This window comes from Neoroseomonas marina, assembly GCF_012927745.1.
Taxonomy (GTDB): domain Bacteria; phylum Pseudomonadota; class Alphaproteobacteria; order Acetobacterales; family Acetobacteraceae; genus Neoroseomonas; species Neoroseomonas marina.
The window spans coordinates 1-24,259 of sequence record NZ_JABBKX010000010.1; the positions used below are offsets into that span (position 1 = coordinate 1).

The 24,259-nt window shown below is 72.6% G+C and carries 22 protein-coding genes; 6 read left to right on the plus strand and 16 right to left on the minus strand.

Annotation, left to right across the window (positions count from 1 at the left end; all coding sequences use genetic code 11):
- Positions 1-88 precede the first annotated feature (88 nt).
- A complete protein-coding gene (locus GWK16_RS21355; protein ID WP_170056006.1) occupies positions 89-1,048 on the minus strand; it encodes a lysozyme inhibitor LprI family protein in 960 nt (319 codons plus the stop codon).
- Between the two features lie 119 nt (positions 1,049-1,167).
- Complete coding sequence (locus tag GWK16_RS21360) at positions 1,168-2,280, minus strand: CaiB/BaiF CoA transferase family protein (protein ID WP_170056007.1); 1,113 nt, start codon at positions 2,278-2,280, stop codon at positions 1,168-1,170.
- Positions 2,281-2,345: 65 nt separating this feature from the next.
- Here GWK16_RS21360 and GWK16_RS21365 point away from each other — a divergent pair, with 65 nt between their 5' ends.
- The 3 genes from GWK16_RS21365 to GWK16_RS21375 are packed head-to-tail and all read left to right on the plus strand — an operon-like array spanning position 2,346 to position 5,685.
- The gene (locus GWK16_RS21365) at positions 2,346-3,302 is read left to right on the plus strand and encodes a Bug family tripartite tricarboxylate transporter substrate binding protein (protein WP_170056008.1); all 957 of its coding nucleotides are present in this window, start codon (positions 2,346-2,348) and stop codon (positions 3,300-3,302) included.
- Positions 3,302-4,294 carry an NADPH:quinone oxidoreductase family protein gene (locus GWK16_RS21370; RefSeq protein WP_170056009.1) on the plus strand — a complete coding sequence of 331 codons (993 nt, stop codon included), beginning with the start codon at positions 3,302-3,304 and terminating at the stop codon, positions 4,292-4,294. Before GWK16_RS21365 ends, GWK16_RS21370 begins: the two co-directional genes overlap by 1 nt.
- Positions 4,291-5,685 (plus strand): MFS transporter, encoded by a 1,395-nt coding sequence (locus GWK16_RS21375; protein ID WP_338144533.1) that lies wholly within the window; start codon positions 4,291-4,293, stop codon positions 5,683-5,685. Before GWK16_RS21370 ends, GWK16_RS21375 begins: the two co-directional genes overlap by 4 nt.
- A 100-nt stretch (positions 5,686-5,785) precedes the next feature.
- On the opposite strand, the gene GWK16_RS21380 is transcribed toward GWK16_RS21375, so the two are convergent.
- From GWK16_RS21380 to GWK16_RS21405, 6 genes are all read right to left on the minus strand, one after another.
- Positions 5,786-6,499: an ABC transporter ATP-binding protein gene (locus GWK16_RS21380; RefSeq protein WP_170056010.1), complete on the minus strand. Its 714-nt coding sequence runs from the start codon at positions 6,497-6,499 to the stop codon at positions 5,786-5,788.
- The gene (locus tag GWK16_RS21385; RefSeq protein WP_170056011.1) at positions 6,496-7,254 is read right to left on the minus strand and encodes an ABC transporter ATP-binding protein; all 759 of its coding nucleotides are present in this window, start codon (positions 7,252-7,254) and stop codon (positions 6,496-6,498) included. Before GWK16_RS21385 ends, GWK16_RS21380 begins: the two co-directional genes overlap by 4 nt.
- Positions 7,251-8,126, minus strand: a complete 876-nt coding sequence (locus tag GWK16_RS21390; protein ID WP_170056012.1) for a branched-chain amino acid ABC transporter permease — start codon at positions 8,124-8,126, stop codon at positions 7,251-7,253. The genes GWK16_RS21385 and GWK16_RS21390 overlap by 4 nt, the downstream gene beginning before the upstream one ends.
- Positions 8,123-8,992, minus strand: coding sequence for an ABC transporter permease subunit (locus GWK16_RS21395; RefSeq protein WP_170056013.1), 870 nt, complete (start codon positions 8,990-8,992; stop codon positions 8,123-8,125). Before GWK16_RS21395 ends, GWK16_RS21390 begins: the two co-directional genes overlap by 4 nt.
- An 8-nt stretch (positions 8,993-9,000) precedes the next feature.
- Positions 9,001-10,128, minus strand: coding sequence for an ABC transporter substrate-binding protein (locus GWK16_RS21400; protein WP_170056014.1), 1,128 nt, complete (start codon positions 10,126-10,128; stop codon positions 9,001-9,003).
- A gap of 62 nt (positions 10,129-10,190) precedes the next feature.
- On the minus strand, positions 10,191-11,129 hold the full coding sequence (locus tag GWK16_RS21405) for an SMP-30/gluconolactonase/LRE family protein (RefSeq protein WP_170056015.1): 939 nt from the start codon (positions 11,127-11,129) through the stop codon (positions 10,191-10,193).
- 99 nt (positions 11,130-11,228) lie between these two features.
- Between GWK16_RS21405 and GWK16_RS21410 the strand changes: the two genes are divergently transcribed.
- From GWK16_RS21410 to GWK16_RS21420, 3 genes are all read left to right on the plus strand, one after another.
- The gene (locus GWK16_RS21410) at positions 11,229-12,872 is read left to right on the plus strand and encodes a hydantoinase B/oxoprolinase family protein (protein WP_170056016.1); all 1,644 of its coding nucleotides are present in this window, start codon (positions 11,229-11,231) and stop codon (positions 12,870-12,872) included.
- A gap of 163 nt (positions 12,873-13,035) precedes the next feature.
- Positions 13,036-15,096 carry a hydantoinase/oxoprolinase family protein gene (locus GWK16_RS21415; protein WP_170056017.1) on the plus strand — a complete coding sequence of 687 codons (2,061 nt, stop codon included), beginning with the start codon at positions 13,036-13,038 and terminating at the stop codon, positions 15,094-15,096.
- Positions 15,096-15,764: a hypothetical protein gene (locus GWK16_RS21420; RefSeq protein ID WP_170056018.1), complete on the plus strand. Its 669-nt coding sequence runs from the start codon at positions 15,096-15,098 to the stop codon at positions 15,762-15,764. The genes GWK16_RS21415 and GWK16_RS21420 overlap by 1 nt, the downstream gene beginning before the upstream one ends.
- On the opposite strand, the gene GWK16_RS21425 is transcribed toward GWK16_RS21420, so the two are convergent.
- The 8 genes from GWK16_RS21425 to GWK16_RS21460 form a co-directional block, all read right to left on the minus strand.
- The gene (locus GWK16_RS21425) at positions 15,739-16,386 is read right to left on the minus strand and encodes an HD domain-containing protein (protein ID WP_170056019.1); all 648 of its coding nucleotides are present in this window, start codon (positions 16,384-16,386) and stop codon (positions 15,739-15,741) included. The genes GWK16_RS21420 and GWK16_RS21425 overlap by 26 nt on opposite strands.
- 11 nt (positions 16,387-16,397) lie before the next feature.
- A complete protein-coding gene (locus tag GWK16_RS21430; protein ID WP_170056020.1) occupies positions 16,398-16,787 on the minus strand; it encodes a hypothetical protein in 390 nt (129 codons plus the stop codon).
- Positions 16,788-16,857: 70 nt separating this feature from the next.
- Positions 16,858-17,580 carry an aspartate racemase/maleate isomerase family protein gene (locus tag GWK16_RS21435; protein ID WP_170056021.1) on the minus strand — a complete coding sequence of 241 codons (723 nt, stop codon included), beginning with the start codon at positions 17,578-17,580 and terminating at the stop codon, positions 16,858-16,860.
- The gene (locus GWK16_RS21440) at positions 17,580-19,499 is read right to left on the minus strand and encodes a polysaccharide biosynthesis protein (protein ID WP_170056022.1); all 1,920 of its coding nucleotides are present in this window, start codon (positions 19,497-19,499) and stop codon (positions 17,580-17,582) included. Before GWK16_RS21440 ends, GWK16_RS21435 begins: the two co-directional genes overlap by 1 nt.
- Positions 19,500-19,506: 7 nt before the next feature.
- Positions 19,507-20,610, minus strand: coding sequence for a glycosyltransferase (locus GWK16_RS21445; RefSeq protein ID WP_170056023.1), 1,104 nt, complete (start codon positions 20,608-20,610; stop codon positions 19,507-19,509).
- Positions 20,611-20,737: 127 nt separating this feature from the next.
- Positions 20,738-21,814, minus strand: a complete 1,077-nt coding sequence (gene wecB, locus GWK16_RS21450) for a non-hydrolyzing UDP-N-acetylglucosamine 2-epimerase (RefSeq protein WP_170056024.1) — start codon at positions 21,812-21,814, stop codon at positions 20,738-20,740.
- On the minus strand, positions 21,811-23,061 hold the full coding sequence (locus GWK16_RS21455) for a glycosyltransferase family 4 protein (RefSeq protein WP_170056025.1): 1,251 nt from the start codon (positions 23,059-23,061) through the stop codon (positions 21,811-21,813). The genes wecB and GWK16_RS21455 overlap by 4 nt, the downstream gene beginning before the upstream one ends.
- A 2-nt stretch (positions 23,062-23,063) precedes the next feature.
- Positions 23,064-24,257, minus strand: a complete 1,194-nt coding sequence (locus GWK16_RS21460; RefSeq protein ID WP_338144534.1) for a DegT/DnrJ/EryC1/StrS family aminotransferase — start codon at positions 24,255-24,257, stop codon at positions 23,064-23,066.
- Positions 24,258-24,259 lie beyond the last annotated feature (2 nt).

The following is a 24,259-nucleotide window of genomic DNA, read 5'->3' on the forward strand; positions in this document are numbered from 1 at the left end:
CTGCTGGCCTCCTGCCCAGCCAGCAGCTTGAATCACATCAGACGCCCGTGCCGGAATCCCCCACGACTCAAAAAGATGCGATCATGCTCTAGCGCGCCGGCCGGATGACGACGCCGCGCAGCACCAGCCGGCCGCCCTCGAGCGCGAGGCGCGCCTCGGCAATGCCCCCGGTCGGGCAGCAGGGCGGGTCGGTGTGCCGGATCAGGCGGAAGGCGGCGGTCAGCCGCTCGGGGTCAAACCGCGGCTCCGAAAAGACGTCCATGGCTGGCGGCAGGTGGCGCTCCAGCCCGCTCTGCCAGGCCCTCGGATCCATGTCCTCCCAGCGACGGAAGGACGGCGGGCCCGCGCGGCGATAGAGCTGTGGGATCTGGCTGCCGGCCGTGCCGGTCTCCTCGCAGGGGAGGAACAGCAGCGTCTCCTCCCCATGACGGGCGATCACGGGGCGCATGCAACTCGCATGGGTCAGCCGCTCGGCGATCTCCACGGTCCATTCGCCCGGCTGGCCCGCGGAGAATACGAGGATGGCGGTCTCGTGCGGCAGTTCGCCGGTCGGATCGGGCGTATACTCATAGAGCGCATGGGCGAAGCGCCGCCCATCGACCGTGCCGAGGATGCGGAACTCCGCCACGCGGCAGGGGCGCCGTTGCGCGGCGGCGTCCTCGAGTGTCGGCAGCGCGAGGCAGGTGGTCCGCAACCGGCGCTCCGGCGCTTCCTCGAGCCCATGGGTGGAGAACCAGGCGTTCTCTTCCCGCAACGCGGCCAGGCGCGCCTGCAGGCCGCGGCGGATCGCTTCCGGATCCTGGGCCGCATCGCGGCGCAGCACGGCAATGGCGGTCTCGTGTCGCTCGCGCAGGCCGCGCCGCCAGGGAATGCCCTGCATGCCGGCGAAGGTCGCTGCGACCTCGGCCTCGAGCGCCGTCAGCGTCGGATCGGCACAGATCGTGCGCTGCCAGTCATCGGCGGGGCGCGTGCAATCGACGCCAGCGGCCTTCGCAGGAACGGCGAGCAGGGCCGCCAGGCCCAGAACGGCGAGAGGAATCTTGGTCACGACGAGTCCTGGTGCGGTGATGCAGCGGACCGCCGTCCTAGCGCAGCGTTGGCGACCGGGCGACGACCCGGGTCACCGCGCGGTGAAGGGTTTCACCGCGCGGCGTTGCCGCGACGGCCTTACGCGATCTCGGCCAGGACCTGTGCCGTGTGCTCGCCGAGCGCCGGCGCCGGTGCGTGCCAATGGCCGAGGCCCGGGAGCATCGGCAGCGGCACCTCGCCCAGTTGCGGCTGCTTCACGCGGGACGCCGCGCCATAGGCGACGACATGCTCGTTCGCCAGCCAGTCGAGCGGGGAATTCACCCGGTCCGCGAGCAGGCGCGCGCCCTGCAGCCGCGCGATCCAGTCCTCGGACGGGCGCGTGGCGAAGGTCGCGCGCATGATGGCATAGAGCGCCTCGCGGTTCTCGTAACGGAGCTTGAAGTCCTGGAAGCGCGGATCCTGGGCGATCTCCGGGATGCCGAGCGCGTCGCAGATGCCGCGCCATTCGGATTCCCGCACCAGCGTCACCATCACCCAGACGCCGTCCGAGGCCTGGTAGGCGCCGGCCGGCACGTTGGGCGGCGCCGCCGACTTCCCCTGATAGCCCCATTCGGCGATCTGATGCGTCATGAGGTTGGTCGTCGCGGCCATCAGCGACATGTCGATGACGCGCCGGCGCGGCGTCGCGTCCTGCGCGCGCGCCGCAAGCGCCGCCTGCACGGCCGAGAAGGCATAGATCCCCGTCGCCATGTCCGCGAGGAAGCAGCCCGCCTTGTGCGGCGCCCCGTCCGCGCCTGGATTCAGCGCGACGAAGCCGGTGAAGGCCTGCGCCACCGAATCGGTGCAGGGGCGTTCCGCATAAGGGCCGGTCTGGCCGAAGCCCGAGATCGACAGGCACACCGCGTCCGCCTTCGCATTGTCGGGACCGAGGCCGATGCGCGCGGCGACGCCGGGGCGGAAGGCCTCGATCAGCACATCGGCCTGCGATGCCAGCTTCGCCGCGGCCCGCTTGCCGTCCTCGGACTTCAGGTCGAGCACGACGCTGCGCTTGCCGCGGTTGAAGCAGACCGTCATCACCGAGACGCCGTCCCTCGCGGTGCCGAGCCCCCGCGACCAGTCGCCTTCCGCCGGTTCGAGCTTGATCACGTCCGCGCCGCAGGCCGCGAGCATCATCCCGCAATACGGCCCGGCGATACCCTGCCCTGCGTCCAGCACGCGGATGCCCTTGTAGGGGCGCATCGCCTCGTCCATCGCGTTTCCTCCTGCGCGTTCCGGGCCTATCCTGACGCGAAGGCCGCCGAAGGGAAGGGGACCGGATGAAGATCACGCGACGCGCCGCACTCGGGACGTTGCTCGCCGCGCCCGCGCTGGCGCAGGATTGGCCGACGCGGCCGGTACGCTGCATCATCCCCTATCCGCCCGGCGGGCCGACCGACCTGGTCGGCCGCGTGATCGCGCAGCGGGCGCAGCAGGAGCTCGGCCAGCCGCTGGTGCCCGAGAACAAGCCCGGCGCGTCCGGCACGATCGGCGCAGCCGAGGTCGCGCGCGCCACGCCGGATGGCCAGATCTTCCTGATGAACGCGTCGATCCACGTCATCATCCCGCACCTGAACCGCAACCTGCCCTTCGACGCGCTCAACGACTTCACGCCGGTGACGAACATGGCGATGGTGCCGCTCGTCGCGCTGGTGAATCCCGGCCTGCCGGTGCGGTCGCTGCGGGATCTCGCGGACCATGCGAAGGCCAATCCGGGCCGGCTGTCCTACGGGTCCTCGGGCAATGGCGCCGCCCAGCACCTCGCGGGCGAGATGTTCAAGCAGATCGCGGGCGTCGACATGACGCACGTCCCCTATCGCGGCGCCGGGCCGGCGATCCAGGACCTGATTGCGGGCAACATCCAGGTGATGTTCGACAGCGTGCCGGCCGGCGCGGGCGCTGTGCGCCAGGGGCTGCTGCGGCCGCTCGCGGTCACGACGCCGGCGCGCATCGCCGCCTATCCCGACCTGCCGACCACCGCCGAGGCGGGCTTCCCGGGCCTGGTGATCTCCACATGGTACGGCATCTGGGCGCCGCCGCGCATGCCGATGGCGATCGCGGAGCGGATGCAGCGCGCCGTCGCCGTCGCGGTGCAGGACAGCGACGTGCGGGCGCGGCTCGCGACGCTCGGCGCCGATCCGGTGGCCGACACGCCGGCCGACTTCGCCGCCTTCTGCCGCAGCGAGTACGAGAAATTCGGCGCGATCGTCCGCACCGCGAACATCAGGCTCGACTGATGCGCGCGATCCTCTGCGAGACCTGGCGCGACTTCGACGAACTCGAGATCCGGGACGTCCCGCCGCCGCCGATGCGCCCGCGCGGCGTGCGCATCCGGGTCGCGGCCGTCGGCGTCTCCTTCGCGACGCAGCTCGTGGTCGCGGGCAAGTACCAGCGCAAGCCGCCGCTGCCCTTCATCCCCGGCACCGAGGTGGTGGGCACCGTCATCGAGGCCGCGCCGGACGCCGAGGCCCCGCCGCCCGGCACGCGCGTCTTCGCCGTGCTCGACTGGGGCGGCTATGCCGAGGAAGCGGTCGCCGACGACATCCATGTCGTGCCGATCCCGGACGGGCTGCCGATGGAACCGGCGGTGGCCTTCCCGATCTCCTACCCCACGGCGGGATCGGGCCTGCTGTGGCGCGGACGCATCGCGGCCGGCGACTGGGTGCTGGTGCATGGCGCGGCCGGCGGCGTCGGGCTCGCCGGGGTCGAGATCGCCAAGGCCATGGGCTGCCGTGTCATCGCGCGCGCGGGCGCGGCGAAGCACGACCTGCTGCGCGCGCGCGGCGCCGATGTCGTGCTCGACAGTGCGCAATCGTTCCGAGAGGCGGTGCGCGCGGCGACGGGCGGCGCGGGCGTCGGATGCGTCCTCGACACCATCGGCGGCGATGCCTTCGACGATTCGCTGCGCTGCCTCGGCGATGGCGGCACGCTGGTCGTTGTGGGCTTCGCGGGCGGCGGCATCCCGACCGTGGCGGCGAACCTGCTGCTGCTGAAGAACATCGCGGTCGCGGGGGTGAACTGGGGCACCTATGTCGGCTGGTCGCCGGGCGACAATCGTCGGGCCCATGCGCCGCGGGCGCACGAGCTCTGGGCGCAGCTCATGGCCTGGTGGAAGGCCGGCGCGTTGAGGCCCGAGGTGCACGCCGCCTTCCCGCTCGAAGGCTTCCGCGAGGCGATGGCCGAGGTCCGCGCGCGCCGCAGCGCCGGCCGGGTGATCCTGACGCCGTGAGCGAGGCGCGCGACCATCGCGGCATTGCGCTGATCGTCGCCTCGGCCCTGTTCATGCAGAACCTCGACAGCGCGGTGCTGGCCACCGCGCTGCCGGCCATGGCGCGGGACCTGCACGAGGATCCCTATCGCCTTGGCGCCGCCATCACCTCCTACCTGGTGGCGCTGACCGTCTTCATCCCCTTCTCCGCCTGGATCGCCGACCGCTTCGGGGCGAAGCGCGTCTTCATGTTCGCGATCCTGACCTTCGTCGCGTCCTCCGTCCTGTGCGGTCGGGCGCAGGGCCTGGGCGAACTCGTCGCGTTCCGCGTGCTGCAGGGCCTGGGTGGCGCAATGATGGTGCCGGTCGGGCGGCTTCTGCTGCTCCGCGGCGTGGCGAAGAAGGACATGCTCTCGGCCATGGCCTGGCTGACCATGCCGGCGCTGCTGGGGCCGGTGACGGGCCCGCCGCTCGGCGGCGTGCTGACGGACCTGTGGTCCTGGCGCGCGGTGTTCTGGATCAACGTGCCGATCGGGCTGATCGGCTTCGCGCTGGTGGCGTGGAAGATCCCGCATGTGCCGCCGACGCGGCCCGGGCCGCCGGACGTGGTGGGCCTCGCGCTGACTGGCACGGCGCTGGCGCTGGTGATGTTCGGCATCGAGACGGTGGGCCGTCACGTGGTGCCGGGATGGGTGTCGGTGCTCGCGCTGGCGGCCGGGATCCTCGCCGGATGGCTCGCGGTGCGGCACTGCCAGCGCGTGCCGCAGCCCGCGCTCGACCTCTCGCTGTTCCGCATCGCGACCTTCCGCGACCCGGCCGTCGCTGGCAGCCTGTTCCGCACCGGCGCGGGCGCGGTGCCATTCCTGATCCCGGTGATGCTGCAGATCGGCTTCGGCATGAGCGCCTCGCAGAGCGGCTTCGTGTCCTTCGCGACGGCACTCGGCGCCTTCGCGATGAAGCCGCTGGTGCGGCCGCTGCTGCGGCGCACCGGCTTCCGCGGGGCGCTGGTGATCAATGGCGTCGTCGCATCCTTCGGCATCGCCGCGCTGGCGCTGGTCACGCCGGCCTGGCCGGCCGCTGCGATCTTCGCGCTGCTCGCGGCCGGCGGCCTGGCGCGCAGCCTGCAGTTCACCGCGCTCAATACCCTGGCCTTCGCGGATGTCCCGGCCGAGCGCATGTCGCGCGCGACCGCGCTCTACGGCACGCTCCAGCAATTGACGCCGGCGCTCGGCGTGGTGCTGGCGACGACGACGCTCGAGACCTGCCTGGCGCTGTCCGGGCGCTCGGCGCTGGTCGCCGCCGATTTCTCCTGGGGCTTCGTCGTCGCGGCGGTCGTGGTGCTCGCCTCCATCCCCCTGCATGCACGGCTCGCACCGGATGCGGGGGCGGAGGTGTCGGGGCACAACCGCTAGAGCAGATCCCGATCAGGTGGAATCACCTGATCGGGTGAAGATGCTCGCGAAAACAAAAATATAGAGATGTTGCCGTGAGCCATGGCGAACGGAAACGGCTCTAGAACAGCTCCATCAGCTTCGCGTGGTCGTCGAGGTCCGCGGGCGTGCCCTCGTAGATGAAGGCGCCGGAGCGCATCACCAGCACGCGGTCCGAGACGGCGAAGGCCTCGCGCACATTCTGCTCGACCAGCAGGATCGACATGCCGCGGGTCTCGCGTAGCGCGGCGATCGGGCGGATCAGGTCCTGGAACAGCTTCGGCGCCAGGCCGATCGAGGGTTCGTCCAGCAGCAGCACCTTCGGGCGCGTCAGCAGCGCCCGCCCGATCGAGACCATCTGCTGCTGCCCACCCGAGAGCGTGCCGGCACGCCGCGTGCGGAACTCCTTGATGCGCGGCAGGACCTCGAGGACTTCCTCGATGCGCTCGCGCTGCTCGGCCTTCGCCACGCCGGCCGACCACAGGGCGAGGCCGAAGATCTCCTCCACCGTCAGGTCGGGGAAGACGCCGCGGCCTTCCGGCACCAGCGCGACGCCGACGGCGCCGAGCGCGGCTGGCGTATAGGTCCCCGGCGTCTGCCCGAAGATGCGGATGCTGCCGGCCGAAGGGCGGTGCAGCCCGAACAGCACGCGCAGCAGCGTCGACTTGCCCGCGCCGTTGTGGCCGATGAGGCAGAGGATCTCGCCGGCCTTCAGCGTCAGCGCGACATCCTGCAGCACCTCGCGCCCGCCATAGCCGGCGGCGAGGCCCTGCGCCTCGATGGCGTCCTGGCTCATGCGGCCTCCTGCGGGCGGTCGCCGAAATAGATGGCGGCGAGCGCCGGGTCGCGGAGGATGGTCTGCGGGTCGCCTTCCGCCAGCACCTTCCCCTGGTCGAGGAAGGCGATGCGGTCGGAGAGTTCCGTCACCACGTCGAGGTTGTGCTCGATCAGGCAGATCGCGACGCCCCGCGCGGTCGCGCCGCGCAGCAATTCCCCGAAGCGCAGGCGCGAGGCCAAATCGAGGCCCGAGGCGGGTTCGTCGAGCAGCCAGATATCGGCCTCGGCGGCGAGGATGCGCGCCATGGAGAGGAACTTGCGTTCCGCATAGGCGAGGTCGACCGCGCGGGCATGGGCGAGCGCGGCGAGGCCGGTCGCCTCCAGGGCGCGCGCTGCCCGGTCTTCCCGCGCACGTCGCGCCGCGCCGCCGCCGGGCTGCCAGAACCACGAGGCGGTCTCGGTCGCGGCGAGCACGTTCTCGCGCACGGTCATATGCGTGAACAGACGCAGGTCCTGGAAGGAGCGCGCGACGCCGAGCCGCGCGACCTGCCAGGGCTTCAGCCCCATGATCGGCTTGCCGCGGATCTGCGCCGCGCCGGAATCGGCGCGCAGGTTGCCGGTGATGAGGTTGAAGGTCGTCGTCTTGCCGGCGCCGTTCGGCCCGACCAGTGCCGTGACCTTTCCAGCATAGAGCGAGAGCGACACGCCGGCCACCGCCTGCAGCCCACCGAAGGCGCGCGCCAGGTTCTCGGTGCGGAGGACCTCGTCCGTCATGCCGTGGCCCTCCCCTTCGAGAGGTCGCCGACCAGTCCGGCCGGGCGGAAGATCATCAGCAGCGTCATGGCGAGGCCGTAGATGATCTGTTGCACGGCCCCGACCTCGGTCGCCGGGATGAAGGGCACGAAGGCGAGGCCCGCCGGCAGCGAGAGCAGGATGATCGCGCCGATGACCGGACCCCACAGCGTGCCCGTGCCGCCGATGATGACCATCGCCATCACCAGCACCGATTGGTCCATGGTGAAGGATTCGACGTTCACGAAGGACAGGTGCAGCGCGAACAGCGCGCCCGCGATGCCGGCCCCGGCACAGGCGAACAGCATGGCGAGTGTCTTCGCCGCCGCGACGTTCTTGCCCAGCGCCTCGGCCGCGCTTTCGGCGTCGCGCAGGGCCTGCAGCGTGCGCCCGAAGGCGCCGCGCTGGAGCAGCGCGGTCGCAAACAGGATCAGCGCCAGCGCGACGAGCGCGAGCGGCAGCACCGAGACCTCCATGCCGAACAGCGTCGGGCGCGGGATGGCGACCAGCCCGCCGATGCCGCCGGTGAAGGCCTTGGCTTCCGAGAACAGCGTGGTCGCCATCATCTGCAGCCCCAGCGAGGCCGCGACGAAGTATTCCCCTCTCACCCGCAGCGCCGGCAGCGCCAGGCACAGCGACAGCCCGCCCGCCACCACCGCCGCGACGACGCAGGCGAGGAGTGCATCGGGGACGATGTGCAGCGCCACCTGCGCCCCCGCATAGGCACCGAGGCCGAAGAACACGGCGTGGGCGACCGAGAAGATCCCCGCGAAGCCCACCACGAAGTTCAGCGTGGCGGCGAGGATCCCGAAGATCGCGACGATCGTCGCGAGGTTTGCGGCATAGGCGATCATCGCGTCTGGGCCACCCCGAAGAAGCCGCTCGGGCGGAAGATGATGAAGGCGAACAGCACGAGGAACGACACCGCCTCGGCCCATTGCGTGTCGACGAACTGCAGGGCGACGGATTCGGCCACGCCCAGCATCAGCCCCGCAAGCGCCGCGCCGCGCAGCGACCCCACGCCGCCGACGATGGTCGCGGCCATGGAGATCAGCATGACGTGGTGGCCGATCGCCTCGTTCAGCCCGGTCGTCATCGCCGTCAGGATCGCCGCCGGCGCCGCCATGGCGGAACCCACTGCGAAGGCCAGCATCGACAGCCGGTTCGAGGACAGTCCGTAGGCCCGCAGCAGGTCCGGGTTCTGCGCCAGCGCCCGCAGCGCGACGCCCGCATGGGTGCGCGTGAGGAAGGCCGACAGCGCGGCGAACAGCACGACCGCCACCGCGATCGCGATCCAGAAGATCGGCGCGAGGAAGACGTCCGGCAGCACCTCGGTCGCGAGCGACAGCCGCGTATCCACCGATGCGAAGCCGCGCCCGGCGACCATGCCGACCAGGTTCTGCACCACGACGGCGACGCCGAAGGCAGCGACGAAGACCGTGAAGAAGGACCCCTCGTGCCGCTGGATCGGCCGGTAGACCAGCCGTTCCATGGCGAGGCCGAACAGCATCGCGACCGCGATGCCCGCGAGCGTGCCGATCCATCCCGGCAGCCCCCCGTTCCAGCAGAACAGGAAGGCGTAGCCGGCAAGGGTGAAGGAGGTCCCGTGCGCGAAGTGGAAGATGCGGGTCGCACCGAAGATCAGCGCGAAGCCGGCGGCGGTCAGCGCATACAGGGCACCCGTCTGGATGCCCTGCAGCAGGAGTTGCAGGAAGAGCACGCGGGGTCTCAGGCGATCGGGACGACGCGCCCGCCGCGGATCTCGTTGACCTGGATGTCCGCCGACATGTTGCCCTGGTCGTCGAAGCGGCCCTTGCCGCCGACCAGGTCGAATTCCCGCACGCGCAGCAGCGTGGCGCGCAGGCTGTCCCCGTTCACCTCGGTGTTCTGGGCCTCGAGGTCCTTCGCCAGCAGGGCGAAGAGCCGCACCGCGTTGTAGTAGTTGGCGTTGTAGGCGCCGGGTTCGCTGCCGTGCTTCGCCTTGAAGTCGGTCGCGAAGCGGCGGGTGATCTCGGATCCGCCGGTGTAGTCGAACTTCTGGCTGGTGAAGATCACGCCCTCGGCTTCGGGCAGCGCGGTGACGGACGCGATCGACAGCGCCGAATAGCCGACGATCGGCTGGCGGATGCCGTTGTCGCGCAGCCCCTTGATGATCTGCGCCTGCTGCGCGCCGAAGGAGGCGACATAGACCGCATCCGCCCGCACCTGGCGCACGCGCGCCGCGACGGGGCCGAACTGCTGCGCCGTGCGGGGCACCGAGAAGGTGCCGGCCAGCTCGCCGCCGGTCTTCGGCAACTCGGTCCGCAGCAGGCCCAGGATCGCATCGCCCAGCGGATCGTCCACATAGACGAGGGCGATGCGCTTCAGGTTCCGCTGCATCAGGAAGGGCAGGAAGGCCTGCGTCTCGAGATGCGCGAGGGGGATGACGTTCCAGAAATAGGGCGACAGGCCGGCCAGGTCCGGGCCGACGGCGCCGCCATTGACCATGATGGTCTTCGCCCGGTCCCCGACAGGCGCGACCGCCTTGGACACGGCGGTGAAGCCGACCAGGACGTAATGCGCCTTGTCCACGTTCACGAGCTTGGTCATGCCGATGACGCCCTGCTGCGGCAGGGCCTGGGTGTCCTCGGCCTGGATGCGCATCGGACGGCGCAGCATGCGATCTTGCGCGGCGTGCTCGATGGCGAGCGCCGCACCGCTGGTGAACAACGTCCCGTACTCGCCGTTCGGGCCGCTCATCGGAAACAGCGTGCCGATCACGTAGGGATCGCCGCCCTGCGCGGCGGCGGGGCGGATGAAAGGCGCGGCCAGCGCCGTGCCCATCAAGGCGCGGCGCGCGATCTGCGGACCGGACATGGACGATACTCCCACGGGGATTTGCTTAATTGCGCAAAGGTTCCGCTGCGCGCTGGCGCCTGTCAACCGTGCGGCAGGCGGAATCCCGGCTCATGCCACGGCATCGCGACCAGCTTCCCGCTGGTGGACAGGGTGATGTACGCGGTCCGCATGTCGGCGCCGCCGAAGCAGATGTTGGTCGGCATGCGCTCGGGCATCTTCACGACGTGGACGATCTCGCCGGCGGGCGAGACGGTGGTGATCTCGCCGCTCACCAGCGTCGCGACGACGATGTTGCCCGATGCCGCGATGGCCAGGCTGTCGAGCCGCCGGTAGCCCGGGAACTGGCACAGCACCCGCCCGCCATTCGACGACGGCCAGGGTTCCTTCCGCACCTTGCCCGGCCCCTCGATATCCCAGGCCCAGAGCCGCCCGGTCTCGGTCTCCGCGACATACAGCGTCTTGCCGTCGGGGCTGATGCCGATGCCGTTGGCGCCGCCGAAGACGGGGAAGGCGGCCTCGACCACGCGGGATCCGTCCGCCGCGCCCCAATAGGCGCCGCCATGGTCGCGGTCCCGCGCGCGCACCTTGCCGAGGTCGCTGAACCAGAAGCCGCCCTGGCCGTCGAACATCAGGTCGTTCGGCCCGCGCAGCGGCCGCCCGTCGACGGCGCGATACAGAGTCTCGACCTTGCCGGTGGCGGGGTCCACCGTCTCGATGCGGCCGCCGGAATAATCGGGCGACTGGCCGGTGGGGCGCAGCATCCCGGGCTCATCATGCCAGGAGAAGCCGCCATTGTTGCAGACGTAGAGCACCCCCTTCGGCCCCAGCGCCAGACCGTTCGGCGCGCCCGTCACGGTGGCGATGGTGGATTTCGTGCCGTTCTCTGCGACGCGGGTGATGCGCCGTGCCTCGATCTCCACCAGAGCCACGGAACCGTCCGGCATGCAGACCGGGCCTTCGGGGAAGCGCAGCCCGTCCGTGACGATGCGCAGGTCCGGGTTCTCGACGGTGACGGTCATGGCGCTTCCTTCCCTTGGAACTTGCGCGGGATCATGGCCCGGCATCCCGCCGCTGCGAAGCCTTGACGCCGCGCGCGCCGCGCCGGAGCGTGCCGTCCCATGACGACGCCCGATCCCGTGACGCTCTCGGTCCTCGACAATCGCTTCCGCGCCATTGTCGAGGAGATGGGGGAGGCGATGCTGCGCACCGCCTATTCCCAGATCCTGAACTCCTCGCGCGACTTCTCGATCGCGCTGTGCGACGCGGGCGCGCGGCTGCTCGCCCAGGCGGACCACATCCCGGTCCATGTCGGCGCCATGCCCTTCGCCGTGCAGGCGGTGGTCGAGGCCTTCGGCGCTGGGATCGCCGAGGGCGACATCTACCTGCTGAACGATCCCTATCATGGCGGATCGCACCTGCCGGACCTGACCATCGTGGTGCCGGTCTTCGCCGACGGGCGACTGATGTTCTTCTCGGTGGTGCGCGCGCATCACACGGACATCGGCGGCGGCACCCACGGCGCCTACAACCCTGCGGCGACCGAGATCTTCCAGGAAGGCCTGCGCCTGCCGCCGATCCTGCTCGGCCAGGGGCGGATGGCGCGACCGGACCTGGTGCGGATGATCGTCACCAACACCCGTCTGCCGCGCGAGGTGCGCGGCGACCTGATGGCGATGATCGGCGCGGCGCACCTGGGCGAGAAGCGGCTGCTCGCCGTGCTCGACAAGCATGGCGCGGCGGAGACCGAGGCCGCGGTCGCCGCCATCCTCGCGCTGTCCGAGGCGCATGCCCGGCGCATCATCGCGTCCTGGAAGGATGGCGAATGGAAGGGCGAGGCCTTCCTCGACGACGACGGCTTCGGGCACGAGGATATCGCGATCCGCGCGACCGTCACGAAGAAGGGCGATTCCATCACGGTGGACCTGTCGGATTCCGCGCCGCAGGTGCCCTCCTTCCTCAATTCCTCCTGGCCCAACACCGCGAGCGCGGTGCGCATGGCGATCGCCTTCCTGCTCGACCCCGAGGTCGCGAAGAACGACGGCTGCTTCCGCCCGATCGAGATCATCGCCAAGGAAGGCACCATCGTCCTGCCGCGCGAGGGCGCGCCCGTGACCATGTGCACCTCCCACTGCTCGAACGAGATCGTGGAGGCAGTGGTCAAGGCGCTGGCCAATGCCTGTCCCGAGCGCGCCATGGGCGGCTGGGGCCGGCGCTTCCGCGTCGCGATCAAGGGCAGCGACGCACGGCGGCCGGGCCGGTCCTTCGTCTGGCACCTGTTCCATGCGCGGCCTGGCGGCGGTGGATCCTCGCGCGGCGACGGCTGGTCCACCGCGGGCGAATGGCATTCCGCCGGCGGCCTGAAGTTCGGCAGCGTGGAGATGGCCGAGGCGCGCTTCCCGCTGTTCTTCGCCAAGCACGAATTCCGTCCCGGCAGCGCCGGCGACGGCACCTATCGCGGCGGCCTCGGCGGCGAGCTCGTCATGCGGCTCGAGACCGATGGCCCTTCGGTGGCGAACACCGCGGGCGACGGCGTGCGGTATGGCGCGGCGGGGATGCTCGGTGGCCAGGACGCGGCGCCGCACCACTACACGCTGAACCGCGCGGATGGGACGTCGCGTGATCTGAAGACGAAGGAAGTCGGCATTCCGCTCGCGCCGGGCGACACGCTGCATGTGCGCGCGGGTGGCGGCGGCGGGTGGGGCCCGCCGGAGAAGCGCGATCCGGCGGCGCGCGCCCGCGATGCCGAGGAAGGGCTGCTGTGATGCGGGCGATGAAGGTCGGGGGGAGTGAACTCCCCCCGAGCCCCCCTCCTTCTTCTGTCACCTCGGCGCTGGCCGCGGCAGTCAGTTCCCCAGTTTCCAGAGAAGGGAGGGGGATCGGGGGAGGTTCCCCTCCCCCGACCTTCCTTTTCTCCGGAGCGCAGCCATGAGCGCCACCTACCGCATCGGCGTCGACGTCGGCGGCACCTTCACCGACGTGGTCTGCGTCGCTTCGGATGGCGTGACGACTCTCGCCAAGGCATCGAGCACGCCCGCGGACCAGAGCGAGGGCGTCGTGAACGGCCTCGGCGTTCTGGCGGATCGCCTCGGCCTGTCCCTGAAGGATCTCCTCGCGCGCACCGAGCGCATCGTCCACGGCACCACCGTCGCGACGAATGCGCTGCTGGAGCGCAAGGGCGCCAAGGTCGCGATGCTCACCACGGAGGGCCACCGCGATGTCATCGAGATGCGCGAGGGCCTCAAGCCCGACCGCTACGATCTGCGCCTGCCGGCCGCGCCCGCGCTGGTGCCGCGCCGCCTGCGCCTGCCGGTGCGCGAACGCATCCGCCCGGACGGGCGCGTGGAAACCGCACTGGACAAGGCTTCGCTCGACGCCGCCATCGCCACGCTGAAGGCCGAGAAGGTCGAGGCGGTCGCGGTCTGCTTCCTGCATTCCTGGCGGGACGACGCGCATGAACGCGCGGCGGCCGAGGCGGTGCGCGCCGCGATGCCCGGCATCTTCGTCACGACCTCGGCCGAGGTCCTGCCGCAGATCAAGGAATTCGAGCGTTTCTCGACCGCCTGCGTGAACGCCTATGTCGGCCCGATCGTCTCGCGCTACCTGGCGCGGCTGCGCGGGCGACTGTCGGATGCGGGCTATGACGGGAACGTCTTCGTCATCCTTTCCCATGGCGGCGTCGCGCCGGTCGAGGAAGCGGCGCGCCTTGCGGCCGGCACGGCGCTGTCCGGCCCGGCGGGCGGCGTCGCGGCGGGCGTGGCGTTGGCCGAACGCGGCCTCGGGCAGGATCTCATCACCTTCGACGTCGGCGGCACCTCCACCGACATCGCGCTGGTCCAGGACGGCGAGGCTGCGCTGGGCCGCGGCCGCACCGTGGCCGGCGAGCGCATCGCGCTCGAGAGCCTCGACATCGTGACGCTCGGCGCTGGCGGCGGGTCGATCGGCCATGTCGGCGCCGGCGGCACGCTGCAGGTCGGCCCGCGCAGCGCCGGCGCGGTGCCGGGCCCGGTCGCCTATGGCCAGGGCGGGACCGAACCCGCGGTGACCGACGCCAACCTGGTGCTCGGCTACCTCGACCCCGGCAACTTCCTCGGCGGCGCGCGGAAGCTCGACCGCGATGGCGCGCTGCGCGCCTTCGAACGGCTGGGCGCCGCGCTCGGCATCGATGCGCTCGCGACGGCCGAGGGCGTGCATCGCCTGGCGAATGTCCGCATGGCGGACGGCATCCGCGTCGCGACGGTGCGCCGCGGCGTCGACCCGCGCGACTTCACCCTGCTCGCCTTCGGCGGCGCGGCGGGGCTGCATGCCTCTGCCGTGGCGCGCGAGCTCGGCATGCGCAAGGTCGCGGTGCCGGTCTTCGCGGCCGGGCTGTCGGCCTGGGGCATGCTGCACACCGACCTGCGCTACGAGATGGCGCGCAGCGAGCTCGGCACCGGCGGGGTGCCGGACGATGCCGCGCTGCGCACGATCTGGGCGGGCCTCGAGCAGGAGGGCCGTGCCCGCGTCGCTACCTGGTTCGGTGGCGAGGTGGAGACCAAGCGCGCCGCGGACATGCGCTACGGCGAACAGGTCTTCGAGATCGCCGTGCCGCTCGAGCACCTGGCCTGGGACGCACCCGGCCTCGCGGGGCGCGTCGCCGAGGCCTTGCACGAACGCCACGAATCCCTCTTCACCTACGCGCTGCGCGGGGAGGAGGTGGTGCTGGTCAATGCCCGTCTCGCGGTGATCGGCCGGCTGCCGCCCATGCCGGTGCCCGAGGGCGCGGGTCGCGCCGAGCCCGCCGCGCCCTTCGCGCGGCGCCGCGCGCGCCTGGGTGGCGCCGAAGCCGACCTGCCCGTCTTCGACTTCGCCGCGCTAGCCGCGGGGCAGGACGTCGCGGGCCCGGCGATCGTCGAGAGCGACACCACCACCGTGCTGCTGCTGAAGGGCGATGTCGCGCGCATGGACGGGCGCGGCTGGCTCTCGGTGACGCTGCCTGAGGAGGGGTGATGGAGACCTGGGCGCCGCCCAAGGACTTCGCCGGACGTTGGGTCCTCGCCTGCATGGCGGGGCTCGCGATCGGCGCGCCGCTGGCGACGCTGTGGGGGTTGTCGGTGCGGCCCTCGGTCCTGGCGACGGAAGCCGGGCGCTTCGGCGCCTTGCTGGTGGTGGTTCGGGCCGTGGGCGGCGCCATCGCGGGCGGCGTGCTCGGCGCGGCGCAGGCCTGGGCGCTGCGGCGGGCCTATCCGGACCTGCCTGCGGCCGCCTGGATCGGTGTCTCGGCCGGGGCGGGTTTTGCGGTGGCGGTGGTTTCAGGCCTCGCCATCGGGGCCTTGGCGCGTCATGGCGGCGCGATGCCGATCGCCGGCTATGTCGTGGTGGGTGCGGCGTTGCACGGCGTCCTGGGCGGCGTCCTGGGCGGCGTGCTGTTCGGCATCGGGCAGGCGCGGGTGCTGCGCAGCGTGACGGACCGGCGTGGCACCTGGCCGCTGGTGGTCACGCTCGGCGTCATGCTCGGCACGCTGGTCGCGAGTCTGCGCTGGATCTTCGGCCTCGGTGCGGCAGGGTCGGTATCGCTGGTGGTGGGCGCCGCCATCGGCGGGGCGGTCGAAGGGCTGGTGCTCGGCCTGGTGACGGCCGGCGCCTTTCGCGTCATGCCGCCGCGGCGAGCGAGGTGATCTCCGCGGCGAGGTTCTCCCGCGCCGGCACCTCGTAGGCCGCGCCCAGGCGCGTGCGGAAGATCGCGGGTGCCGCGGCGAAGCCTTCCAGCACGCGACGCCGCCCGGCACGCCAGACCGGCTCGGGCACCGCCGCGTATTCGCGGCGCAGGAACGCGGCGTTGCGCGCGAAGGCTGCGGGACGTTCGGCAAGCGGACTCAGATCGAGGTCGAGCAGCCGCAGGACCCGGCAATCGGCCCCCGCATAGGCCATGTGGTCGCCCGTCGCGAGGATGGCCTGCTGTGCCCAGGCGGTGTCGCCGGGGACCATGGCCGCGAGCAGGGCCGCGGACTGCGCCTCGTTGTCCTTCGCGCGCGGATCGTAGACGGCATCGTGGAACAGGATGGCGAGGGCGAAGTCGCGGTCGCCCGGATCGCCGCCATGCAGCAGGTGGCGCAGCCACAGCAAGCCGACATGCGCGGCGTCGTGATAGGCGCGATGCGGCTCGGCGTGCCGGCGGCGGATCTCGCTCGCCGCACTGGCCGGCAGGTCGGCGCGCGCCAGGAGCGCGCCGAAGCCGGCGCGGCATTGGTCGAGATCGGCCGCGAGATCGAGCGAGGCTTCGATCTGGGAAATGGACATGCCCATCGCTGCTATCCCGCGCGCCGGAAGGCCAGGCGGCCACCGGTGTCCTCAAGGAGAAGCGTGTCGCCGCCGCGAAGGGCGTACCGATAGGTCTCGCCCGGCAGCATCCGGATTTCGGCGCATCCGGTCAGGCCGCAGGCCTGCCGGGGCGACCAGTCCTCGATCACCAGCCGGAGCCAGGGGGCCTGGTCGGCCAGCGTCCAGTGCCCGGTGACGGTCGTCGCGCGGCCATCGGGGCCGATGTCGCGGCGCGCAAAGCGGCCATCGGCGGAGAGCTCGATCTCGACCGTCTGGCCGTCCGCGGCCAGGCGCCAGGTGCCCGCCAGCGGATTCGCCCCTGCCACGGCCGGCAGGGCCAGCAGCAGGACGGCGAGAACGGCGATGCAACGGCGAATCATGGCCTGCCCCCGGGATGCGGATGCGATGACGCAGCGTGGCCCGGAGCGGCGAGGGGGGCGCTGAAGCGTTTCAGGGGGCGGCGAAGATCCGGCCGAGCGGGGCGAGCGGCGCCGTCGCGACCCCGGCCATGGCGAGCAGCCCGGCCAGCCCGGTTGCGGCGCTGTCCAGGACGGGAATGCCGAGTTCGGCTTCGAGTGGCGCCATGGCGTCGAAGCCGGGCAGGTTGGTGCTCCAGACCAGGATGGCGTCGGGGGCGGCCTCGATGGCCAGGGCACGGACCACCGCGGCCATGGTCGAAGGGGCGACCGCGGCGGCGGCGAGGTTGTCGCGGCACCCCAGCCCCCGCGTCGCGACCGTGGCGAAGCCCGCCGCCGCGAAGCCGACGGCGTGGGCATCCGCTTCCATCGTCGCGCCGGGTGCGAGGATCGCAATCCGCCGGGCGCCGAGCCGCTCCAGCACCTCGGCCGTAAACAGCGCCGTGGTGGTCGCCGGGCAGCCGGCCGTCCCCGCCATCAGCACGACCAGCGCGCGGTCCTTTGCCAGGCCCAGCGCCGCCCCGCGCGTGCCGTTCCAGGCGACTGCCGTGACCCCGGCATGGCCGAGCAGCCGGGCCGCCTCGGCATAGGACGCTGCGTCATAGGCCCCCGCCGGCTGGCCGCTGCCGTCGGGCGCATAGGGGATGCGGGCGATGCAGGAATCGACCCCGGGCAGGTGGCGCAGGATCGACGCCGTCGTCCGTTCCACCACCCGGTTGGAGGAGGGGACGATGCTGCCGATCGCGATGCGGGCCACTACCGGCTCGCCGCCGTGCCTTCGGGTGCGTGGTCGAATTCGGGCACCAGCCGCCCGAGCTGCTGCAACGCCGCGCGCGGATTGCCGCTGCGCGCCGCGCCGGCGATCTCGTCGATGGCCCGGCCGACCAGGGCGGCGTCGGCCGTGCGCGGCGTCGCGACCAGCAGGCCAGGATACTCGGTCGGGCGCGGCGCTTCCTTGCCGTGGAAGAGTTCCTCGAACAGCTTCTCGCCGGGACGCAGGCCGGTGAAGCGGATCTCGACATCCTCCTCCGGCCGCAGGCCCGCGAGGCGAATCATGCGCCGTGCGAGGTCGACGATCTTCACCGGCTCGCCCATGTCGAGGACGAAGATGCCGCCATCGGCGAGCTCGGGCGGCATGTTCTCGGGATCCGTGGTGCCGACCACGGAGGCCTGCAGCACCAGCCCGACCGCCTCGCGCACCGTCATGAAGTAGCGGCGCATGTCGGGGTGCGTGACCGTGAGCGGCCCGCCGCGCTCCAGCTGCCGGCGGAACAGCGGCACCACCGAACCGGTCGAGCCCAGCACATTGCCGAAGCGCACGGTGATGCAGCGCATCGTGCCCTGGCCGTGCCGCGCTTCGCGGTCGAAGGCCTGGCAGTACATCTCCGCCAGGCGCTTCGATGCGCCCATCACCGAGGTCGGGTTCACCGCCTTGTCGGTCGAGATGAACACCATCGCGGTGGTGCCGACCGCGCGCGCCGCGTCGGCGACGATGCGCGTGCCGAGCGCGTTGGTGAGCAGGCCTTCCAACGGGTCGTTCTCGACCATCGGGACGTGCTTCAGCGCGGCGGCGTGGAAGACGAGCTCCGGCTTGATCTCTTCGAACAGGCGGCGGATGCGCGCCTCGTCGCGCACATCGGCCAGCACCGCGCGGCGCACGACCTCTGGGTGCTTCTCCCGCAGCTCTAGGTCGATCTCGTAGAGCACGTATTCGCCGTGATCGAGCAGCGTGAGGCTCGCCGGGCCGAGGGCCGCGACCTGCCGCGCCAGCTCCCCGCCTATGGTCCCGCCGGCACCGGTGACCAGCACGCGCCGCCCCTGGACCAGCCGCGCCATGCCTTCCCGGTCGAGCGGCACCTGCGGGCGGTCGAGCAGGTCCTCGATCGAGACGGGGCGCAGTTCGACGCGCCGCGCCTCCTCGCCCCCCGCGGGGGCGAGGCGCGTCGGCGCCGGGGCGCGGCGCACCGGCACGCCCTGGCGGTCCGCGGCGTCCAGCACGTTTTCCAGCGCCGGACCGGACAAGCCGGAAGCGAGCACGATGACGGAAGGCAGCCGCCCCTCGGCGCGCATGGTGTCGAGCACCGCCTCGATATCCTCGACCGTGCCGAGGATCGGCGTGCCCTGCATACGCCGCCCGGCCTGCCGCGCGCGGAGCGACAGGATGCCCATCACGCGGTAGGGCGCCCGGCGGTCATGGGCGAGGGCGCGGAGAAACAGGTCGGTGCCCTCGGCCGCGCCGACCAGCAGCACGTTCTGGGCGTCCGGTGCCGCGTCCCGTGCATGACGGGCGGCCTGGAGCAGACTCGCAACCCGTCCGCCGACCAACAGCACGGCCATCGTCGCGGCATGGATCACCGGGAAGGCGGGATTGGGCGGCTGCCAGGTCCCCGCGACCCAGAGCCCCGCGGCGAACAGCGCCGCCGCGCCGATCGCCGCGCCGCCGACCGCCAGCAGGTCCCGCAGCCCGGCGAAGCGCCAGTATTGCAGCGGCAGGCGCAACGGGGCCCCGGCCGCGGCCAGGGCCAACACCGCTCCGGGCAGCGCCCCGGTCCACCAGGAACCGGGCGGCCAGGCGCCGGGCGCGGCGAGCCAGACCGCCGCCGGCAGGGCCGCGCAGGCAAGCAGGCTGTCGAGCGCCAGGTTCAGCAGGATTCGGTGCGAGGGGCCTCGGGCCATGCCCGCGCTATAGGCCCACGGCGCCGCCGGGGCCAGCGCCGAGGTCGCGGTAGAGGGCCACCAGCCGGGCGGCTTCGCCTTCCCAGGCATAGGGGCCGCGGGCGGCCTGCCAGCCGGCCTCGCCCAGGGCCGCGCGGCGGACCGGGTCGGCCAGCGCCGCGACGGCGCCGGCGATGGCGGCGGGGTCGCCGGTATCGACCAGCATTCCGCAGCCGGCAGCGCGCAGGATGGTGGCGACCTCCTCGGCGAAGTCCGGGGCGATCACGGGCACGCCGGCAGCCATGGCGTCGAACAGCTTGTGGGGCAGGGCCAGGCGGTGGTTCTCCTCCCCACGCTGGAACAGGACCAGCGCGACGTCGCAGGCGCGCAAGCGGTCGATGGCCTGGCCCTGGGGCAGCCAGCCCGTCACCTCGACGCGTCCGGACAGGCCGAGCGCGGCGGCGCGGTCGTGGAAGTCCCCTTCGGTCCCGTCGGTGAAGCGGCCGACCAGCAGCAGCCGGGTCGTGGGCGGGCAGCGCGCCAGGGCGTCGAGCATCTGCGGCCAGCCACGCGACCGGCCGATGGCGCCGAGATGGCCCAGCACCAGCGGGCCCTTGGCGTGCGTCCGTGGTGGCATCGCCGGGGCGGGCGCGTAGTTCCGCACACGGACGATCCGGGCCCCCGCGAAGGCATCGTCGAGCCCGTCCTTCGCCACGACCACCGCAGCCGCCGCGCGGCCCATCAGCCGGCAGGCGAGGGCGATCGCCCCGCGCGCGACCGGCCGCAGCGGCGCGGGCAGCCTGGCATCGAGCCGCGAGGGGTAGTGTTCATGCACGTCGAGCACGACCCGCGCTCCGCAGCGCCGTGCCGCGATCAGCGCGGCGAGCCAGGCGTCGGGCTCGGAGGCATGGATCACGGCGGGCCGCAGCGCCGCCGCATCGCGCGCGAGGGCGAGCAGCCCACGGATGCGGCGGTGGCGGTGCGTGCGGATCGTGACGCCGTCGACGTGGTCCGCCGCATCGCCGCCAGGGCAGAGATGGATCACGCGATGACCGGCGGCGGCCAGCGCCGCGCCTTCCTTGCGGACCACGCGGGTGTCGGCCGGGGGGTGGGCGGCGGACAGGAGAAGCACAGGGGGAGTGAACTCCCCCCGAATCCCCCCTCCTTCCTTGGATACCTGGGTGCTGGCCGCCGCGGCAGGCGCCCGAAAATCCAAGGAAGGGAGGGGGAACGGGGGAGGTTCTCCTCCCCCGCCCTTCTCAACGACCTGCATTCGCGAAGACCTCCGCGAGATGCGCCCGCATCCTCGCCCCCGCCTTGCCATCCCACAACGGGATCGGCGCCGAGCGCCGCGGCGGATCGGCCACCGCTGCCGGCAGTTCCGCCGCGGTGACCAGGCGGTTGCCGCCCGCCTCGATCGTCACCGGCCGTTCTGTGGTGTCGCGCAGCGTCAGGCACGGCACGCCCGCCGCCGCCGCTTCCTCCTGCACGCCGCCGCTGTCGGTGGCGACCAGCCGCGCGCGGGAGAGCAGGGCGAGGAAGTCGAGGTAGCGCAGCGGCGGCAGCATGGTGACGCCGGGCGGCGGCGCGAGGCCGAAGGCCTCCATCCGCTGCCGCGTGCGCGGATGCAGCGGCCAGGCGAGCGGCAGGCGCCGCGCGGCCGCCTCCAGCGCGGCGAGCAGCGCGGCGAGCGCGGCCGGGTCATCCACATTGGCCGGCCGGTGGAGCGTGACGATGCCGTAGTTGCCTGGCGCCAGGCCCTGCGGCAGCGGGCGCCGCATCGCCGCGGGCAGGTGGCGCAGCAGGCTGTCCACCATGGCGTTGCCGACGGCGCGGACGCGGGCGTGACCCTCGCGGCGCAGGCGCGCGGCGGAGGCGTCGTCCGGCGCCCAGTGGATGTCGCTGATGGCATCGAGCGCGCGGCGGTTGATCTCCTCCGGCATGTCCGGATCGCCGGAGCGCAATCCTGCTTCGAGATGCGCGACGGGGATGCGCAGCTTCCGTGCTGCGAGCCCGGCGGCGAGCGCGCCGTCTACGTCCCCCGCGACGACGACCAGGCCGGGGCGCGCCTGCCGCCACGCGGCCTCGCAGGCGATCATCGTGCGCCCGGTCAGCTCGGCATGGCTGCCGCCGCTGACACCGAGGGCGATGGCCGGTGCCGGCAGGCCGAGATCCTGGAGCAGGTCCCCGAACATGGCCGCGTCGTGGTGCTGGCCCGTGTGCAGCAGGAGCGGCGTGCAGATCGGCGGCGCCTCGGCGAGCGCGTGCCAGAGCGCGGCGATCTTGGGCAGGTTCGGCCGCGCGGCGACGACCAGATGGACGACCGGCAGGCTCATGGCCGGCCCGCCACCTGGATCAGCCCGCGTGGCGCGGCGACGGCGCCCTCCAGGATCGAGACGAAGCGCGCGGCGAGCAGCCGCCGGTCCCAGCGCTGCACCGCCTGCCGGCGACCGGCGGCCCCGCGCCGCGCGCGCAGCGACGGATCATGCGCGAGCCGCATCAGCGCGGCGGCCAGCGCGCCGGGATCGTTCGGCGGCACGGCGATGCCGGACGGCCCTTCCTCGACGATGCGGGCGGCGCGGCCGGGCTGGTTGGTCACCACCGGCAGGCCGGCGGCGAGCCCGTCCATGATCTTGTTGGGCGAGGTCCATTCCGCGAAGGCCGGCACGCCAGCCAGCAGGTGCAGCGCGACCTGGCAGCCCGCGTGCAACGCCCCGAGCGCTGCGCGCGGCATCGGATCGAGGAAGGTGACGTTGGTCAGGCCGAACGTGGCGGCGCGGGCCATCAGCGCGGGTTTCTCGGAACCCTCGCCGACCAGGAGGATGCGGATGTTGCGTTCCCCGCGCGCCTGCAGCATCGCCGCGGCGTCGAGCAGCACGCCAAGCCCGTTCGCCCGCCCATGCGCGCCGGCATAGAGCGCGAGGCATTCCCAGGGTGCGGCCTCGGCCGGGCGCCAGGGCGCGACATGCGGGCCGAACAGCGCGAGGTCGCAGCCATTCGGCACGACATGCACGCGGGCGGGATCGGCGCCGCGCGCGATCGCCGTCTTCGCCATGCCGTCCGACAGCGCGACCACGGCCGCGGCGCGGCGGCAGGCGGCGGTGGCGAGGCGGTCCATGGCCCACAGCGCCGACGCCGGCACGCCGCCCATGGCGCGCGGCAATTCTGGCCAGGGGTCGCGGATCTCGAAGACGAAGGGCGTGCCGCGCAGCGCCCGCGCGGCCAGCGCCGGCAGCGCGACGGTGAGCGGCGTCGAGGAGGCGAAGACGAGATCGGTCCCGCCCGCGGCAGCGAGCGGTGCGGCGGCCGCGGCGAAGCGGAGGAAGGCCGCGCTGCGCGCCGCGAGGCCCATCGCATTGCCGCAGGGGATGTCGAATTCCACGACGTGGTGGCGGCCGACGCGGCCCTCGCGCCGCCCGCGCCGGAAGGGTCCGTCGAGGCCGGTCGCCGCACCCGCGTAGCGGCCGCAGGCGATGGTGACGTCGTGGCCCGCGGCGGCGAGCGCCTCGGCGAAGGCGTGGCTGCGCGTCGCCGTACTGCCGCCGGGTCCGGAGTGATGCTGGTGCAGGTAGAGGATGCGCATGCTCAGCCGCGGCAGACGCCCCGGATGGCGGCGATGACGCGGTCCTGCTCGGCGGCGGTCATGCCGGTGCCGGAGGGCAGGCAGAGGCCCTCGTCGAATAGCGTGCGCGCGACGGCGCCGCCGGCCGATGGCGCGTCGCGGAAGACCGGCTGGTCGGGCAGGGGCTTCCAGACCGGGCGGCTCTCGGCGCCGATCGCCTCCAGCGCGAGACGCACCGATTCCCGGTCCGCACCGAAGCGCGCGGGATCGATGCGGATGGCGCTGAGCCAGCGCGTCGCGCGGGCCCAGTCCGCCTCGGGCATGAAGCCGATGCCCGGCAGGTCGGCGAGGCCCGCGACATAGCGCGCGAAGACCGCCCGCCGCGCGGCGACGCGCTCGGCCAGCACCGCGACCTGCGCCAGCCCCACCGCGGCGAGGATCGAGGACATGCCGTAGGCATGCCCGGTGGTAGAATGCTGGTAGTGCGGCGCGTGGTCCTTGGCCTGGCTCGCCAGGTGCCGCGCGCGCGCGACCAGCACCGGATCGTCCGAGGCGAGCGCCCCGCCGCCGCCCGCGGTGACGATCTTGTTGCCGTTGAAGGAATAGGTCGCGATGCGTGCGCCGCGCCCCGCCGGCCGGCCGTGCAGCGTCGCGCCGAGGCCTTCCGCGCTGTCGCTGACCACCGGCACGCTCCACCGGTCGCAGGCCGCGACGATGGCATCGAGGTCCGCCGCCTGGCCGTAGATGTCGACCGCCACCACCGCGCGCGGCAGCCGCCCGCGCCGTGCCGCCGCACGCAATTCCCGCCGCAGCAGGTCGGGGTCGAGCGTCCAGGACCCCGGATCGACATCGAGGAAGCGCGGCACCGCGCCCATCTGTACCGCGGGGGCGATGGTCGCGACGAAGGTGAAGCCGGGTGTCCAGATCTCGTCCCCCGGCGCGATGTCGAGCACGCGATAGGCAAGGTGCAGCGCCGCGGTGCCCGAGGCGGTGGCGAGGACATGCGGGAAGCCGGTCGCTGCGCCGACCGCGGCCTCGAAGTCCTGGATGGCCGGGCCGGCGGGGGCGACCCAGCCGCTGTCGAGCACCGCCGCGAGGAAGGTCAGTTCCCGCCCCGTCAGATGCGGCGGGGAGAGGGGGATGCGCCGGCTGGCCCAGCCCTCCGCGGTCGCGTCGGGCAGGGTGAGTCCATGTCGGGGAGGCAGCAGGACCGTCACAC

Bases quoted from the DNA above. Each gene is read 5' to 3' on its own strand.
- GWK16_RS21360 (WP_170056007.1), bottom strand. From the start codon at position 2,280: ATGGACGAGGCGATGCGCCCCTACAAGGGCATCCGCGTGCTGGACGCA.
- GWK16_RS21365 (WP_170056008.1), top strand. From the start codon at position 2,346: ATGAAGATCACGCGACGCGCCGCACTCGGGACGTTGCTCGCCGCGCCC.
- GWK16_RS21370 (WP_170056009.1), top strand. From the start codon at position 3,302: ATGCGCGCGATCCTCTGCGAGACCTGGCGCGACTTCGACGAACTCGAG.
- GWK16_RS21380 (WP_170056010.1), bottom strand. From the start codon at position 6,499: ATGAGCCAGGACGCCATCGAGGCGCAGGGCCTCGCCGCCGGCTATGGC.
- GWK16_RS21385 (WP_170056011.1), bottom strand. From the start codon at position 7,254: ATGACGGACGAGGTCCTCCGCACCGAGAACCTGGCGCGCGCCTTCGGT.
- GWK16_RS21390 (WP_170056012.1), bottom strand. From the start codon at position 8,126: ATGATCGCCTATGCCGCAAACCTCGCGACGATCGTCGCGATCTTCGGG.
- GWK16_RS21400 (WP_170056014.1), bottom strand. From the start codon at position 10,128: ATGTCCGGTCCGCAGATCGCGCGCCGCGCCTTGATGGGCACGGCGCTG.
- GWK16_RS21405 (WP_170056015.1), bottom strand. From the start codon at position 11,129: ATGACCGTCACCGTCGAGAACCCGGACCTGCGCATCGTCACGGACGGG.
- GWK16_RS21410 (WP_170056016.1), top strand. From the start codon at position 11,229: ATGACGACGCCCGATCCCGTGACGCTCTCGGTCCTCGACAATCGCTTC.
- GWK16_RS21415 (WP_170056017.1), top strand. From the start codon at position 13,036: ATGAGCGCCACCTACCGCATCGGCGTCGACGTCGGCGGCACCTTCACC.
- GWK16_RS21420 (WP_170056018.1), top strand. From the start codon at position 15,096: ATGGAGACCTGGGCGCCGCCCAAGGACTTCGCCGGACGTTGGGTCCTC.
- GWK16_RS21425 (WP_170056019.1), bottom strand. From the start codon at position 16,386: ATGTCCATTTCCCAGATCGAAGCCTCGCTCGATCTCGCGGCCGATCTC.
- GWK16_RS21430 (WP_170056020.1), bottom strand. From the start codon at position 16,787: ATGATTCGCCGTTGCATCGCCGTTCTCGCCGTCCTGCTGCTGGCCCTG.
- GWK16_RS21440 (WP_170056022.1), bottom strand. From the start codon at position 19,499: ATGGCCCGAGGCCCCTCGCACCGAATCCTGCTGAACCTGGCGCTCGAC.
- wecB (WP_170056024.1), bottom strand. From the start codon at position 21,814: ATGAGCCTGCCGGTCGTCCATCTGGTCGTCGCCGCGCGGCCGAACCTG.
- GWK16_RS21455 (WP_170056025.1), bottom strand. From the start codon at position 23,061: ATGCGCATCCTCTACCTGCACCAGCATCACTCCGGACCCGGCGGCAGT.